We start from the raw sequence: 14,494 nt of genomic DNA on the forward strand, positions 1-14,494 counted from the left end.
TCAGGACTCCTTGCTCGAGCCGTCCGCGGCGTCGGCCGCGGCGGCGATGATGAGGGACGACGACTGCGCGCCGGGATCGCGGTGACCCACGGCACGCTCGCCGAGGTAGCTGGCTCGGCCCTTGCGGGCGACGAGGGGTTCGGTCGAAGCGGCACCGGTCGCCGCGGCGTCCGCTGCGGCACGGAGGACGCCTGCGGGCGAGGCACCGTCCGCAGCTGCGGCGGCTGCTGCGTCGACGGCCGGGGTCCACGCGTCGATCATGGTCTTGTCGCCGACCTCGGCCTTGCCCCTCAGCACGACACCGTCGCGGGCCGCGGTCAGGAAGGCGACCAGCGCCTCCGCGTCCAGCTCCGTGGCGTCGCCCAGGGCCGCCGACCCTTTCAGGTACGCCGTGCCCAGCAGGGGGCCCGACGCGCCACCGACCGTCGAGATGAGCGTCGTGGCGACGAGTTTGAGGGCTGCTCCGGGCGTCGCGTCGGCGGGGAGGTCGGCGAGCCGGGCGCGCACGGCGGTGAAGCCGCGGGACAGGTTCTCGCCGTGGTCGCCGTCGCCGATCTGGCGGTCGAGTTCACTGAGGGCCGTGTGGTGGGCGGCGACGACGTCGGCCGTCCGGTCGATCCAGGCCCGGGTCCAGGTGGCGTCGAGTGTCATGCGGTGGTCGTTCCTCTCATCGTGCGGTGGTTCGGTGATGCGGCGCGGCGTGCCCTGCTCTCGGCATCCACGCGGACGCCTACCGGCCCCGGCGCAGGGCCGCGGTCTCGACCGGGGCGTCCCAGAGCTCGGCCAGCTCGTCGTCGAGGCGGGTCACCGTGATCGACATGCCCTGCATCTCGAGCGACGTGACGTACGAGCCGACGAGGCTGCGGTACACCTCGACGCCTCGTGCTTCGAGGGCCTCGGCCGCACGACGGTAGGCGATGTACAGCTCGACGAGCGGCGTACCGCCCATGCCGTTGACGAAGAGCAGCACCCGTTCGCCGGAGGCGAGTCCCAGATCGTCGGTGACGGCGTCGAGCAACCGGTCGACGATGGCGTCGACCGGTTCGAGCGGGATGCGCTCCCGCCCCGGTTCGCCGTGGATGCCGATCCCGATCTCGACCTCGTCGTCGGCCAGCGTGAAGCTCGGCTCACCGGCATGGGGGACGGTGCCCGCGGTGAGGGCGACGCCCATCGACCTGGTCGCCGCGTTCGTGCGTCGAGCCACCTCGGCGACGGCGTCGAGGGAATCGCCCCGCTCGGCCGCGGCACCGGCGGTCTTCTCGACCACGACCGTGCCGGCGACGCCTCGGCGACCGGCGGTGTAGAGGGAGTCCTTGACCGCGACGTCGTCGTCGACCACCACCGAGCGCACCTGGATGCCCTCGGCCTCCACGAGGTCGGCAGCCGTCTCGAAGTTGAGGACGTCGCCCGTGTAGTTCTTGACGATGTAGAGGACGCCCGCTCCGGCGTCCACCGCCTGCGTGGCGGCGACGATCGGATCGGGCGTGGGCGACGTGAACATCGGACCCGGCACGGCGGCCGAGAGCATGCCGAGGCCGACGAACCCCGCGTGCAACGGTTCGTGACCGCTGCCGCCGCCGCTCACGATCGCGACCTTGCCGGCCACGGGAGCCGCCGATCGGCGGACGAACGTCGGGTCGTGCGAGACGACCACGAGGTCCGCGTGGGCCGCGCCGAAGCCGGCCACGGCCTCGGCGACGACGTCGGACGGATCGTTGATGAGCTTCTTCATCGAAGTCCCTTTCTCGGCGCCGGGAACGGTGCTCTGGTGCACCAGGCTGCCGCTCAACCTACTCCCGGCACCCCCTGATGCACATATGTGCAATCACCGGATCTTTCCTTCTCATCACGTGTGATCACCGCACTAAGGTGTTGACACACGCTCACCGCGGGTGCACTGTCGCCCCGCCGTACGACAAGGAAGGTCGACGTGAACCTGGGATTGATTTTTCTTTCAGAAACGGTGGGCACCGCATTGCTGCTCACCCTCGGTGGCGGAGTCGTCGCCAACGTCGCCCTCACGAAGACGAAGGGCTTCAACGGCGGCACGCTCATGGTCAACTTCGGCTGGGGCCTCGCGGTCTTCGTCGGCATCCTGGCCTCGTACTCGTCCGGGGCGCACCTCAACCCGGCCGTCAGCATCGCCCAGCTGATCCTCGGCAACATCACGTTCGCCGCGTTCCTCGTCTACGTCGCGGCGCAGATGGTCGGTGCGATCATCGGTGCGGTCGTCGTCTGGCTGGCCTACAAGCAGCACTTCGACGAGGAGCCCGACCCCGCCACCAAGCTCGGCGTGTTCTCGACCGGCCCGGCCATCCGCAACTACGGCTGGAACCTCGTCACCGAGATCATCGGCACCTTCGTGCTGGTCTTCACGATCATCGCCATCACCAACGGCGCCTCCCCGAACGCCGCGAACCTCGGCCCGCTCGGCGGCCTGGCCGTCGCACTCCTCGTGGTCGGCATCGGCGCCTCGCTCGGTGGTCCCACGGGCTACGCCATCAACCCGGCCCGCGACCTCGGCCCGCGCATCGCCCACGCCTTCCTGCCCATCAAGGGCAAGGGCGGCAGCGACTGGTCCTACGCCTGGGTGCCGGTCGTCGGCCCCCTCGTCGGCGGTGCCCTCGCGGCGCTGCTGTCCTTCCCGCTCCTCCCCCTGGCCGCCTGACCCGGCGACCTGCTGATCGGCCGAGGCCGGCTCCCCGCGCCGTCCGACGCCCATCGATCCACCCGCTCCCCGCAGAGGCTCGGGCCCGTCCGCTCCACTGGACCGACCCGGGCCTCCGTGCGAGCCGCATCCATCAACGACGAAGGAGTTCCACCCGTGAGCGACACCGACTACATCCTGGCCATCGACCAGGGAACGACCAGCACCCGCGCCATCATCTTCGACCACTCGGGCTCGATCGTGGCCACCGGCCAGAAAGAGCACGAGCAGATCTTCCCCCGTGCCGGCTGGGTCGAGCACGACCCCGCCGAGATCTGGGAGAACACCCGCGAGGTCATCGGCCAGGCCCTCTCCCGGGCCGACATCACGCGCCACAACATCAAGGCCGTCGGCATCACCAACCAGCGCGAGACCGCCGTGGTCTGGGACAAGACCACCGGCAAGGCCGTCTACAACGCCATCGTCTGGCAGGACACCCGCACGCAGTCCATCGTCGACCGCCTGGCCGCCGACGGTGGCGTCGAGCGCTTCAAGCCGATCGTCGGCCTGCCGCTCGCGACCTACTTCTCGGGCACGAAGGTCGTCTGGATCCTCGAGAACGTCGAGGGCGCCCGTGAGAAGGCCGAGGCGGGCGACCTGCTCTTCGGCACGACCGACACCTGGGTCCTCTGGAACCTCACCGGCGGCACCGACGGTGGCGTCCACGTCACCGACGTGACGAACGCCTCGCGCACCCTCTTCATGGACCTCGAGACGCTCGAGTGGCGCGACGACATCCTCGAGGCCTTCGACGTGCCGAGGTCGATGCTCCCCGAGATCAAGAGCTCGTCCGAGGTCTACGGCACGGTCGAGGCCTCGAGCCTGCTGCGCGAGGTGCCCATCGCCGGCATCCTCGGCGACCAGCAGGCCGCCACCTTCGGCCAGGCCGCCTTCGACCAGGGCGAGTCGAAGAACACGTACGGCACCGGCAACTTCCTGATCTTCAACACGGGCGAAGAGATCGTCCACTCGAAGAACGGGTTGCTCACGACGCTCGGCTACAAGCTCGGCGACGCCGCACCCCACTACGCCCTCGAAGGGTCCATCGCGGTCACGGGTTCGCTGATCCAGTGGCTGCGCGACAACCTGGGCATGATCGGCTCCGCCCCCGAGGTCGAGGAGCTCGCCAAGACCGTCGAGGACAACGGCGGAGTGTACTTCGTGCCCGCCTTCTCGGGCCTGTTCGCGCCCTACTGGCGGTCCGACGCGCGTGGTGCCCTCGTCGGCCTCACCCGCTACGTCAACAAGGGCCACATCGCCCGCGCCGCCCTCGAGGCGACCGCGTTCCAGACCCGCGAGGTGCTCGACGCCGTCAACGCCGACTCCGGCGTCGACCTGACCGAGCTCAAGGTCGACGGTGGCATGACCGCCAACGACGCGCTCATGCAGTTCCAGGCCGACATCCTCGACGTCCCGGTCGTCCGTCCCGTGGTCGCCGAGACCACCGCGCTCGGAGCGGCCTACGCGGCCGGTCTCGCGGTCGGCTTCTGGGAGACGCTCGACGACCTCCGTGCCAACTGGCAGGAGGACAAGCGCTGGACGCCGAACATCGACGCCGACGAGCGTGACCGCACGCTGCGTCTCTGGAAGAAGGCCGTCACGAAGACCTTCGACTGGGTCGACGACGACGTCAACTGATCCTCCGCGCGAAGGGCCCGTCCGATCGGACGGGCCCTTCGTCGTCCGCCCGCCCGAGGACGAGGAGGCACGGTTCGTCTCAGGAGGCGCGGGTCGCCGCCACCCACTGGTCCAGTTTCGCGATCGCCGCCCCCGAGTCGACGGCGCGGGCCGCGACGTCCAGCTGCTCCCGGAAGCGGGCGAGGAGCGGCCGTTCGCGCTGGCCCGGGTCCGCGGCCAGCCCGTACGAGACCAGTCCGGCCGCCGCGTTGAGCAGCACGATGTCGCGGACGGGGCCGCGTTCCCCCGCCAGCACCTCGCGGGCGACGGCCGCGTTGTACGCCGCGTCGCCGCCGACGAGGTCGGAGATGCGCGCCCGCGGGATGCCCAACTCGAGCGGGTCGAGGTCGTGCTCGGTCACCGAGCCTCCGGTGACCTCCCAGATGTGGCTGTGACCGGTGGTGGTCAACTCGTCGAGGCCGTCGTCGCCGCGGAACACGAGCGCCGTCGCGCCCCGGGTCTGGAACACGCCCACGATCAGCGGCACCTTGTCGAGCGACGCGACGCCGACCGCACTCGCCTCGGGTCGTGCCGGGTTCACGAGGGGCCCCAGGAAGTTGAAGACCGTCGGGACGCCGATCTCACGCCGCACGGCGGCGGCGTTGCCGAAGCCCGGGTGGAAGGCGGCCGCGAAGGCGAAGGTCAGCCCGGCTTCGCGCAGGACCTCGGCCACACGGTCGGCGCCGATGGTCAGGTCGATGCCGAGGGCCGACAGGACGTCCGAGGAACCGGACGACGAACTCGCCGCCCGGTTGCCGTGCTTGATGACGGGCACGCCGGTGGCCGCCACGACGACGGAGGCCATGGTCGAGACGTTGACCGTCCCGAAACGGTCTCCGCCCGTGCCGACGATGTCGACGGCCATGCTGTCGACCGGCAGGGCCACGGCGTGGGCGAGGACGGCGTCGCGGAATCCCACGATCTCGTCCACCGTCTCCCCCTTGGCCCGCAGGGCCACGAGGAAGGCCCCGAGCTGGGCCGGGGTGACGTCGCCGGTCATGACCTGCTCCATCGACCACGTCGCCTCGCTGATCGAGAGGTCGCGACCGACGAGGAGCGCGTCGATGATCAGGGGCCAGGTGAGCTCGGAGGTCATGCGCCCAGGCTACCGGCGGAGCACGGGCGGCTCCGATGTCTCGGCGTCAAGGGAAATTCCCGACCCGGGGTTTCGAGCGCAAACCCAAAGCGACTTACCAGGCATAATGGACCTCGTGACAAGTACCTCTCTCTCGAGACCTTCTGGCGGCCCCGTCGTCAATCGACCCAGCACGGTTGCCGTGGGCACCATCGTGTGGCTCGGCAGCGAGGTCATGTTCTTCGCCGGCCTCTTCGCGATCTACTTCACGCTCCGCTCGACGTCTCCGGGCCTGTGGGCCGACCAGACGGCGCTGCACAACGTGCCGTTCGCGCTGACCAACACCATCACCCTGGTGCTGTCCTCGGTCGCCTGCCAGTTCGGCGTGTTCGCGGCCGAGCGCATGCAGCCGCACCGTACCGGCCGCCTGTTCCAGGTCGGCCGCTGGGGCATGGTCGAGTGGTTCTTCCTCACCTACGCCATGGGCGCGGTCTTCGTCTGCGGCCAGGTGTTCGAGTACGCGACGCTGATCTCCGAGCACGTCACCCTCAGCTCCAGCGCCTACGGCTCGGCCTTCTACATGACGACCGGCTTCCACGGCGCCCACGTCATCGGTGGCCTCATCGCCTTCCTGCTCACCATCGGTCGTGCCTACGCAGTCAAGAACTTCGGGCACAAAGAGGCCACGACGGCCATCGTCGTGTCGTATTACTGGCACTTCGTCGACGTCGTCTGGATCGGCCTCTTCATCGTCATCTACCTCCTCAAATAGGCATTGGATCGTCTGCACAGCATGTTCTCGAGAACCTCGTCCTCCCGACGCACCAAGAAGGCCGGCCGTCGCGGCCCCGTCGCCACCGCCTCCCTCCTGCTCGTCGGTCTGCTCACCACGGGCGGTGCCTACGCGCTCTTCTCCTCGACCGCCTCGGCAGACGAGAGCAGCGCCACCGCCACGTCGCAGCAGAGCATCGACGAGGGTCAGAAGCTCTTCGCCTCGAACTGTGCGACCTGCCACGGTCTGAGCGCCGCCGGCACCGACAGCGGTCCCAGCCTGATCGGCGTCGGGGCGGCCTCGGTCGACTTCCAGGTCGGCACCGGTCGCATGCCCATGGCCGTGAACGGTCCTCAGGCCGAACAGAAGCCCACGCAGTTCTCCGACGAGCAGGTCGCCGCCATGGCCGCCTACGTCGCCTCCCTCGCCCCGGGTCCGGCCATCCCCGACGAGTCGCTGCTCCAGGCCGACGGCGACACGACCAACGGCGCCGAGCTGTTCCGCATCAACTGCGCCATGTGCCACAACGTGGCCGGTGCGGGTGGCGCGCTCACCCAGGGCAAGTTCGCCCCCGCACTCGACGGCGTCACCGCCCACCACATCTACGAGGCCATGCAGACGGGCCCGCAGAACATGCCGGTCTTCAACGACCTCAACCTGTCGCCCCAAGACAAGGCCGACATCATCACGTACCTCAAGTACGTCGAGAACAACCCGTCGCCGGGTGGATTCGAGCTCGGGAGCCTTGGCCCCGTCGCCGAAGGTCTCTTCATCTGGATCTTCGGGCTCGGTGCGATCGTCGCGATAACCATCTGGCTGACCGCCCGGTCGAACTGACCCGCGTTCTCTCCGTACTTCACGAAAGGCAGAATCAATGGCAGAGCACGACGACGAGGCCCCCACGGCGGGCTCGGCTGTCGAGAAGCGCGAGCCTCGACAGGTCTCGGCCGGCACGGCGGTCGTGACGTCCGACGTGTTCCAGAACCCGGGTGAACCGCCCCACCGCGACCGCGTCACCGACATCGACCCCAAGGTCGAGAAGCGTGCGGAGCGTCAGGTCAGCCTGTTCTTCTTCCTGTCGATCGTCGGCAGCATCGCGGCCATCGGCGCGTACGTGGCCTTCCCGATCACGTCGGGTGACTCCGGCTCGGTCCGCCTGAACAACCTGTTCCTGGGCCTCGGGATCGCCCTCGGTCTGTTGTCCGTCGGAATCGGTGCGGTGCACTGGTCCAAGACCCTCATGCCGGCGCGAGAGATCACCGAGATGCGCCACGACACGCGTGGCTCCGAGCCGACGCGTGAGAAGGCCGTCGAGGTCTTCGCACTGGGCAATCACGAGAGCGGCTTCGGTCGTCGTTCGCTGATCCGCAACAGCCTGATCGGCGCTCTCGTCGCGACGCCCCTCCCCGCCGTGGTGCTGTTCCGCGACCTCGCACCTGCGGAAGACCCCAACGCGGTCCTCCGCCACACCTTGTGGGAAGAAGGCATGCACCTCGCAGCCGACCCCTCCGGGACCCGCATCAAGGCGTCGGACGTCACCCTCGGTTCCGTGTTCCACGTCATCCCCGAGAACCTCAACGAATCAGAACACCTGCTCGAAGAGAAAGCCAAAGCGGCCGTCCTTCTCATGCGCCTGAAGCCGGAAGACCTCAACCCGGCCGAGGGACGCGAAGACTGGCAGTACGACGGAATCGTCGCCTACTCGAAGATCTGCACGCACGTCGGGTGCCCCGTGGCCCTCTACGAACAGCAGACACACCACCTGCTCTGCCCCTGCCACCAGTCCACGTTCGACGTGACGAACAACTGCGAAGTCATCTTCGGGCCCGCCAAGCGCCCCCTGCCGCAGCTGCCCATCACTGTCGACGCCGACGGGTACCTCGTCGCGCAGAGCGACTTCCACGAACCTGTGGGCCCGAGCTTCTGGGAGCGCGAAAAGTGATCACCACCACCCCGGCACACGGTGCCGAACCGGCCACGTCCGAGAACATCGGCAAGGCCCCTGCCTTCGCACCGACGAAGACGAACAAATTCCTCGGCGCGACGGCCAACTACATCGACGAGCGCACGAGCATGTCCGGCCTGGTCAAAGAGGTGGGTCGAAAGATCTTCCCCGACCACTGGTCGTTCATGTTGGGCGAGGTCGCTCTCTACTCGTTCGTCGTGATCCTGCTCTCGGGCACGTTCCTCACGTTCTTCTTCCAGCCCTCGATGGCTGAGGTCAACTACAACGGTTCGTACGTTCCGCTCAAGGGCCTCAACATGTCGGCGGCGATGGCCTCGACGCTCGACATCTCGTTCGACATCCGTGGCGGCCTCCTGTTCCGCCAGATCCACCACTGGGCCGCACTGCTGTTCGTGGCCGCGATCATGCTGCACATGCTGCGCGTCTACTTCACCGGCGCGTTCCGCAAGCCCCGCGAGATCAACTGGGTCGTGGGCTTCACGCTCTGGATCCTCGCGATGGCCGAGGGCTTCACCGGGTACTCGCTTCCCGACGACCTCCTCTCCGGCAACGGTGCCCGCATCATCGACGGCATGATCAAGGGCATCCCCGTGATCGGCGTCTGGATCTCGTACCTCGTGTTCGGTGGAGAGTTCCCGGGAACCGACATGGTCGGCCGGTTCTACTCGCTGCACATCATGCTGCTCCCCGCACTGTTGATCGCCCTCCTGGGCGTGCACCTGCTGTTGCTCATCATCAACAAGCACACGCAGTTCGCCGGCCCCGGCAAGACGAACCAGAACGTCGTGGGCGTGCCCGTCATGCCCGTGTTCGCGGCGAAGGCCGGTGGATTCTTCTTCATCGTCTTCGGCGTCATCGTGTTGATCGCCTCGCTGTTCACGATCAACCCCATCTGGAACTACGGCCCGTACGACCCCTCCCCCGTGTCGGCAGGTACGCAACCCGACTGGTACATCGGTTTCGCCGACGGCGCCCTCCGTCTCGTTCCTCCGGGCTGGGAGTTCGTCGCCTTCGGTTACACGGTCTCCATGAACATCCTCGTGCCGATCACGGTCCTGGGTCTCTTCATCGTCGTCGTCCTGCTGTACCCGTTCTTCGAGGCCTGGGTGACCGGCGACAAGCGCGAGCACCACATCCTCGACCGGCCTCGCAACGCTCCGACGCGCACCGCGATCGGCGCCGCCGGCATCGTGTTCTACGCCAGCCTCTGGGCAGCGGCGAGCTCCGACATCATGGCGACGCACTTCCACCTGTCGTTGAACTACGTCATCCACGCGTGCCAGGCAGCCCTGATCATCGGGCCCTTCATCGCCTTCTGGGTCACGAAGCGGGTCTGCCTCGCCCTTCAGAAGAAGGACCGTGAGATCGCCCTCCACGGCTACGAGTCGGGACGCATCGTTCGCCTGCCGGGTGGTGAGTACATCGAGGTGCACGAGCAGCTCGACGAGTACGAGCGCTGGCGCTTGCTCGACTTCAACGAGTACGAGCCCCTCATGGTCCGACCGAACGCCAACGGCAAGATCACCGCTCTGCAGCGGGCCCGAGCATCAGCGTCGTCGTTCTTCTTCGAGGACCGCATCGCCCCCGTGAAGCGTTCCGAGATCGAGGCATCGCACCACGACGAAGGACACTGACCTTCGGTAGCCCTTGGGCCCGGTCGCACATCGTGTGCGGCCGGGCCTTCGGCGTTCCTGGAGTGGCGAACGGCAGTTCAGTCGGCCCACCCTCGCGCAGCCGACGAGTCCAACCGTTGGGTGAGATGGGATCTCCGGCGACAATACCTCTGGACGTCATCGGATCGAGTGTCGAGACGCCGCGACTGCTTCTCCCTCAGAGCGGTCGAGGCTGAGACATCCCGGCCGACCGCACGAGCGGGCCTCCTCCGAAGGATGCTGCGTGGTACCTGGCTATGATGACTCCTCCAGTCCTGCACGGAGTTGACACAGTGATCCCGGCGACGGTGATTGGTACATCACCGCGGCCTGCGGCCAGGTTCTCAGCCACGACGTCACACCCTCGGTTGAGCGCATGTCACGGTCGGCAGTGGCGATCATCGCCCGGATTCTCGACCTCGTGTGCTCCCTGTGCCCACTCCACGCGAGCCCTCAGGATGACGCTGGCTCCGCCCACCACTCGCTCCGGGCTCGGAGGACCGATGTCAGCTCCCTCGAGGGGCGTGCTCACCAACCCCAGCTGACGACCGCATGAAATCGTCACGATCGACCACACAGGCGCTGTCGTCCCCAGCGACAAGGCCCACGTTCCCCATCAGGACGGCACCCCCGAGGAAGTCTGTAGACGTCCCTGAGCCGCCTCTCCCCGGCCCGGACAGCCGACGATGCATCGGTCGCTTTACGAGATCCAGAGCCACACCCGGCTCGGCGAGAAGGGCAACCGTGGTTCGGGCAGCACTCCCCCAGCCTCACTCACGTCGTCCGGAGCCTCATGGCCATGGCGCCTACCTCCCACTCCTGGCCGCGTCCCCGCGCCTCAGGACCGCGCGTCGACCAGCACCAGGAGCGACCGCGACCCCGGTGGACACCGTGACGACCAAAACCCGGCCCTGCGACCGAACCCAAGGCAGCCGTGTGGAGGAAGGAATCCGGTACGGCCGGTGCTGTCGCCACCGGGACGGACGCATGCGGAGCCAGAGTGGACAGCGCAGGCGCAGGCCCGGGCCAGGCCCAGGCACTGCCACGGGAAGGCTACGGCTACCAGCGCTTGTCCACCCGCGCTCGGCACCGACCAGCGGCCAGTGGCCCAAGGCAGCGGCCAGCGGCCCGTAGAGGCAGCAACCCGTGGCCCGTAGGCAGCGGCAGCGGCTCGTGGGCGGCGGTCATCGGGCGGAGGCCAGCGGACGGCGGACGGCTGACAGCGGACAGCGGCTGACTCATGGCTCACACGATCACCAAACTGGTCGTCTGGGCCGGCCCAGGGCGGCCTGTCCCGCACGTGGGAACGAGAGGCCCAGTGGCCACTCATCAGTTCAGATCTGCATTCCTCGCCTCTGGCCACAACACCCGTGGCGAACACGACGAAGGGCGCCGGCCCGAAGACCGACGCCCTTCACACTCGAGGGAGCAGTGATGTCAGTGTGCGAAGTTTCCGCGGTAGTACTCGTAGACCCAGCCGACCAAGGCAACGGCCGTCAGGGCCGCACCGATGTAGATGATCCACATGCCGACGGCCAGCGCCAGGAAGATCAGGCTGCAACCGGCGGCCAAGATGATAGGCCACCACGACCAGGGGCTGAAGAAGCCCATCTCGGGGTCACCGTCGTCGATGTTGGCGTCCAGACGGTCCTCGGGAAGCTCGCCTCCCTGGGTCGCGTGCGAGCGACCCATGTAGAACGCCAGAAATGCTCCGAGCATGCCGGCCAGACCGATGCCGAGCGTGCCAGCCCATTCGACCTGACCTGTGTCGAGCAGGCTCCAAAGCACGTAGACCGCACACATGAGGAAGAAGAAGATCGCGAGGATCCAGAACAGCGTCGCGTTGGTCTTCATCAGGTCTACTTCACTTTCTCGCTGGACGCGTCGTACGTGGGGGCGTCAGGGGCATCCTTCACCGGCCCGATGCCGACGGGCAGTCCGGCCTCGGGGTGGTTGAGGTCGAATGCGGGCGACTCCGAACGGATGCGCGGGATCGACGTGAAGTTGTGTCGCGGCGGCGGGCACGAGGTGGCCCACTCGAGCGAGCGAGAGTAACCCCAGGGATCGTTGACCTCGACCTTGGGCGCACGACGAGCCGTGATGTAGACGTTGTAGAGGAACGGCAGGATCGAGACACCGAGCAACATGGCGCCGATGGTCGAAAGCTGGTTCATCCACGTGAAGTGGTCTTCGGGCTGGTAGGTGGCGTAGCGACGGGGCATGCCCATCACGCCGAGCCAGTGCTGCACGAGGAACGTGGTGTGGAAGCCGACGAACAGCATCCAGAAGTGGATCTTGCCGAGACGCTCGTTGAGCATCTTGCCGGTCCACTTCGGCCACCAGAAGTAGAACCCGGAGAACATCGCGAAGACGACGGTACCGAAGACCACGTAGTGGAAGTGAGCCACGACGAAGTACGTGTCGGACACGTGGAAGTCGAGCGGGGGCGAGGCCAGGATGACGCCGGTGAGACCACCGAAGGTGAACGTGATGAGGAATCCGATGGCCCAGAGCATGGGCGTCTCGAACGTCACCGAACCGCGCCACATGGTGCCAATCCAGTTGAAGATCTTCACGCCGGTGGGCACCGCGATGAGCATGGTCATCAGCGAGAAGAAGGGCAGCAGGACCGAGCCGGTCACGTACATGTGGTGGGCCCACACGGTGACGGACAGGGCGGCGATCGAGATGGTGGCGTAGACGAGCGTCTTGTACCCGAAGATCGGCTTGCGGCTGAAGACCGGGAACACCTCGGACACGATGCCGAAGAACGGCAGGGCGATGATGTAGACCTCCGGGTGACCGAAGAACCAGAACAGGTGCTGCCAGAGGATGGCGCCACCGTTCGCGGGGTTGAAGACCTGCGCGTCGAAGACGCGGTCGAACCCGAGGCCGAAGAGTGCGGCCGCCAGCACGGGGAACGCCATGATCACCAAGATGGAGGTGATGAGGGTGTTCCAGGTGAAGATCGGCATGCGCCACATGGTCATGCCCGGAGCACGCATCGAGACGATGGTCGTGATGAAGTTCACCGAACCGAGGATCGTGCTGAAGCCGGTGAGGCCGAGACCGAACACCCACAGGTTGCCGCCGAGCCCTGGAGAGAACGTCGTGTCACTCAGCGGTGCGTAGGCGAACCAGCCGAACGATGCGGCACCCTGCGGGGTGAGGAAGCCCGCGACGGCGATGATCGAGCCGAACGAGTAGAGCCAGAACGCGAAGCCGTTCAGGCGGGGGAAGGCGACGTCCGGTGCACCGATCTGCAGCGGCATGAGCACGTTGGCGAATCCCGAGAAGAGCGGGGTCGCGAACATGAGCAACATGATCGTGCCGTGCATGGTGAAGAGCTGGTTGTACTGCTCTTTCGTGGCCACGATCTCGAGGCCCGGTGCGAAGAGCTGGGCGCGGATGATGAGCGCCATCACCCCACCGAGGCAGAAGAAGAGGAACGACGTGATCAGGTACATGTACCCGATCGTCTTGTGGTCGGTCGACGTGATCCAGTTGACGACGACGTTGCCCTTGCGGCCGACCTTCGTGGCGCCGAAGTTCTGACCGGACGAGGTCCCGCCGGTGGTGGGACGGGTGGCGGTGGCTGAGCTCATCGAACCGTGCCTTACTTCTCGGAGTCTTCGGTGCCGGCGGCGTTGGCGGGAGCCTCGGTGCCGGGCTGGTTGGTGTTGGTGTTGTACTGGTCGCCCAGCAGGCCGGTGTTTCCCTCGGCATCGAGCGACTGGATGTACTGGTCGTACTCGGACTGGGACACGACCTTGACGTTGAACAGCATCAACGAGTGGTATTCGCCGCACAGCTCGGCGCACTTGCCGCTGAACGTGCCCTCTTTCTCGGGCGTGAAGTACATCGAGTTGGTCTTGCCGGGGATCGTGTCCTTCTTGTAGAGGAAGTCGATGATCCAGAAGGAGTGAGCCACGTCGCGGGACTTGAGGTCGATCTGCACCGTCTTGCCGACAGGGAGGTAGAGCTCGGGGAGCTGGCTCTCGTCGATCGTGCCGTCACCCAGTTCTTGCGCCTGGATGCCCTGGTAGTAGACGCTCTCGTCTTCGTTCTGCTGGTCGATGTAGTTGAAGTCCCACGCCCAGCGCTTGGCGTAGACGTCGATCTTGACGTCGGGGCTCGCGGTGGGTGCCTCGATGGCAGCCTGGTCGCGGGCCGTGAAGGCGAAGAAGCCCAGCACGAGGATCAGGGGGACGACGGTGTAGAAGATCTCGATCGGCATGTTGTAGCGAAGCTGGACCGGGAGGCCGGTCTGGCCCTTGCGACGCCGGTAAGCGACGCAGACCCAGATGATCAGGCCCCACACGATCACGCCGACGATCAGCAGGACGATCCACGAGGTGACCCAGAGTCCGATCACACGGTCCACGTGGTTGGTCGTGCCCGCGGTGGTGGGCAGCCACCCCTGGAGCTGGTCGGTGGTGCACCCCGCTAGCACGAGAGCCAGGACGACTGCCATGGGGGCGGCAGCCCAACGAAGACGGCGGTTAGAACGCACTGTTACCTCTCGGATGACACGACAGTGGGGGTGTTCCCAGTGTTGACGGGGACCTGCCTAGCTTACTCGCAGGTTCGCCTCCCCAACGCACGGCACGCGCCGGAAGCCTCTCGACGTCGAGCGAGAACCGTC

12 protein-coding genes are annotated in these 14,494 nt (G+C 66.9%); 6 read left to right on the top strand and 6 right to left on the bottom strand.

The features are described 5' to 3' along the window. On the bottom strand, positions 1–651 hold the full coding sequence (gene dhaL / locus IFT79_RS08965; RefSeq protein ID WP_056045063.1) for a dihydroxyacetone kinase subunit DhaL: 651 nt from the start codon (positions 649–651) through the stop codon (positions 1–3). Positions 652–730: 79 nt separating this feature from the next. Beyond that, positions 731–1,732, bottom strand: a complete 1,002-nt coding sequence (dhaK, locus tag IFT79_RS08970; protein WP_192123688.1) for a dihydroxyacetone kinase subunit DhaK — start codon at positions 1,730–1,732, stop codon at positions 731–733. A 198-nt stretch (positions 1,733–1,930) separates the two neighbouring features. On the opposite strand from dhaK, the gene IFT79_RS08975 reads away from it, so the two are divergent. Both IFT79_RS08975 and glpK read left to right on the top strand, forming a co-directional pair. Then, positions 1,931–2,668: an MIP/aquaporin family protein gene (locus IFT79_RS08975; RefSeq protein WP_123517649.1), complete on the top strand. Its 738-nt coding sequence runs from the start codon at positions 1,931–1,933 to the stop codon at positions 2,666–2,668. A 156-nt stretch (positions 2,669–2,824) separates the two neighbouring features. Continuing rightward, complete coding sequence (glpK, locus tag IFT79_RS08980; RefSeq protein WP_056045060.1) at positions 2,825–4,345, top strand: glycerol kinase GlpK; 1,521 nt, start codon at positions 2,825–2,827, stop codon at positions 4,343–4,345. A 79-nt stretch (positions 4,346–4,424) separates the two neighbouring features. On the opposite strand, the gene trpD is transcribed toward glpK, so the two are convergent. After that, complete coding sequence (trpD, locus tag IFT79_RS08985) at positions 4,425–5,480, bottom strand: anthranilate phosphoribosyltransferase (protein ID WP_123570026.1); 1,056 nt, start codon at positions 5,478–5,480, stop codon at positions 4,425–4,427. 106 nt (positions 5,481–5,586) lie between these two features. On the opposite strand from trpD, the gene ctaE reads away from it, so the two are divergent. From ctaE to qcrB, 4 genes are read left to right on the top strand one after another with little or no spacing between them, the layout of a single operon-like run. Next, positions 5,587–6,231, top strand: coding sequence for an aa3-type cytochrome oxidase subunit III (gene ctaE, locus IFT79_RS08990; protein ID WP_082460212.1), 645 nt, complete (start codon positions 5,587–5,589; stop codon positions 6,229–6,231). 21 nt (positions 6,232–6,252) lie between these two features. After that, positions 6,253–7,068 carry a cytochrome bc1 complex diheme cytochrome c subunit gene (gene qcrC, locus IFT79_RS08995; RefSeq protein WP_056045057.1) on the top strand — a complete coding sequence of 272 codons (816 nt, stop codon included), beginning with the start codon at positions 6,253–6,255 and terminating at the stop codon, positions 7,066–7,068. 37 nt (positions 7,069–7,105) lie between these two features. After that, positions 7,106–8,173 (top strand): cytochrome bc1 complex Rieske iron-sulfur subunit, encoded by a 1,068-nt coding sequence (gene qcrA, locus IFT79_RS09000; RefSeq protein ID WP_043594939.1) that lies wholly within the window; start codon positions 7,106–7,108, stop codon positions 8,171–8,173. Between the two features lie 47 nt (positions 8,174–8,220). Beyond that, complete coding sequence (gene qcrB, locus IFT79_RS09005; RefSeq protein WP_043595069.1) at positions 8,221–9,831, top strand: cytochrome bc1 complex cytochrome b subunit; 1,611 nt, start codon at positions 8,221–8,223, stop codon at positions 9,829–9,831. A 1,455-nt stretch (positions 9,832–11,286) separates the two neighbouring features. Here qcrB and IFT79_RS09010 read toward each other — a convergent pair. From IFT79_RS09010 to ctaC, 3 genes are read right to left on the bottom strand one after another with little or no spacing between them, the layout of a single operon-like run. Beyond that, a complete protein-coding gene (locus IFT79_RS09010; protein ID WP_054146161.1) occupies positions 11,287–11,703 on the bottom strand; it encodes a cytochrome c oxidase subunit 4 in 417 nt (138 codons plus the stop codon). A 5-nt stretch (positions 11,704–11,708) separates the two neighbouring features. Then, positions 11,709–13,454: an aa3-type cytochrome oxidase subunit I gene (gene ctaD / locus IFT79_RS09015; RefSeq protein ID WP_082460211.1), complete on the bottom strand. Its 1,746-nt coding sequence runs from the start codon at positions 13,452–13,454 to the stop codon at positions 11,709–11,711. Positions 13,455–13,465: 11 nt separating this feature from the next. Next, positions 13,466–14,362: an aa3-type cytochrome oxidase subunit II gene (gene ctaC, locus IFT79_RS09020; RefSeq protein ID WP_056045055.1), complete on the bottom strand. Its 897-nt coding sequence runs from the start codon at positions 14,360–14,362 to the stop codon at positions 13,466–13,468. Positions 14,363–14,494 lie beyond the last annotated feature (132 nt).

This window comes from Frigoribacterium sp. CFBP 8759, from assembly GCF_014841655.1.
GTDB lineage: Bacteria > Actinomycetota > Actinomycetes > Actinomycetales > Microbacteriaceae > Frigoribacterium.

Bases quoted from the DNA above. Each gene is read 5' to 3' on its own strand.
- dhaL (WP_056045063.1), bottom strand. From the start codon at position 651: ATGACACTCGACGCCACCTGGACCCGGGCCTGGATCGACCGGACGGCC.
- dhaK (WP_192123688.1), bottom strand. From the start codon at position 1,732: ATGAAGAAGCTCATCAACGATCCGTCCGACGTCGTCGCCGAGGCCGTG.
- trpD (WP_123570026.1), bottom strand. From the start codon at position 5,480: ATGACCTCCGAGCTCACCTGGCCCCTGATCATCGACGCGCTCCTCGTC.
- ctaE (WP_082460212.1), top strand. From the start codon at position 5,587: ATGGACCTCGTGACAAGTACCTCTCTCTCGAGACCTTCTGGCGGCCCC.
- qcrC (WP_056045057.1), top strand. From the start codon at position 6,253: ATGTTCTCGAGAACCTCGTCCTCCCGACGCACCAAGAAGGCCGGCCGT.
- qcrA (WP_043594939.1), top strand. From the start codon at position 7,106: ATGGCAGAGCACGACGACGAGGCCCCCACGGCGGGCTCGGCTGTCGAG.
- IFT79_RS09010 (WP_054146161.1), bottom strand. From the start codon at position 11,703: ATGAAGACCAACGCGACGCTGTTCTGGATCCTCGCGATCTTCTTCTTC.
- ctaD (WP_082460211.1), bottom strand. From the start codon at position 13,454: ATGAGCTCAGCCACCGCCACCCGTCCCACCACCGGCGGGACCTCGTCC.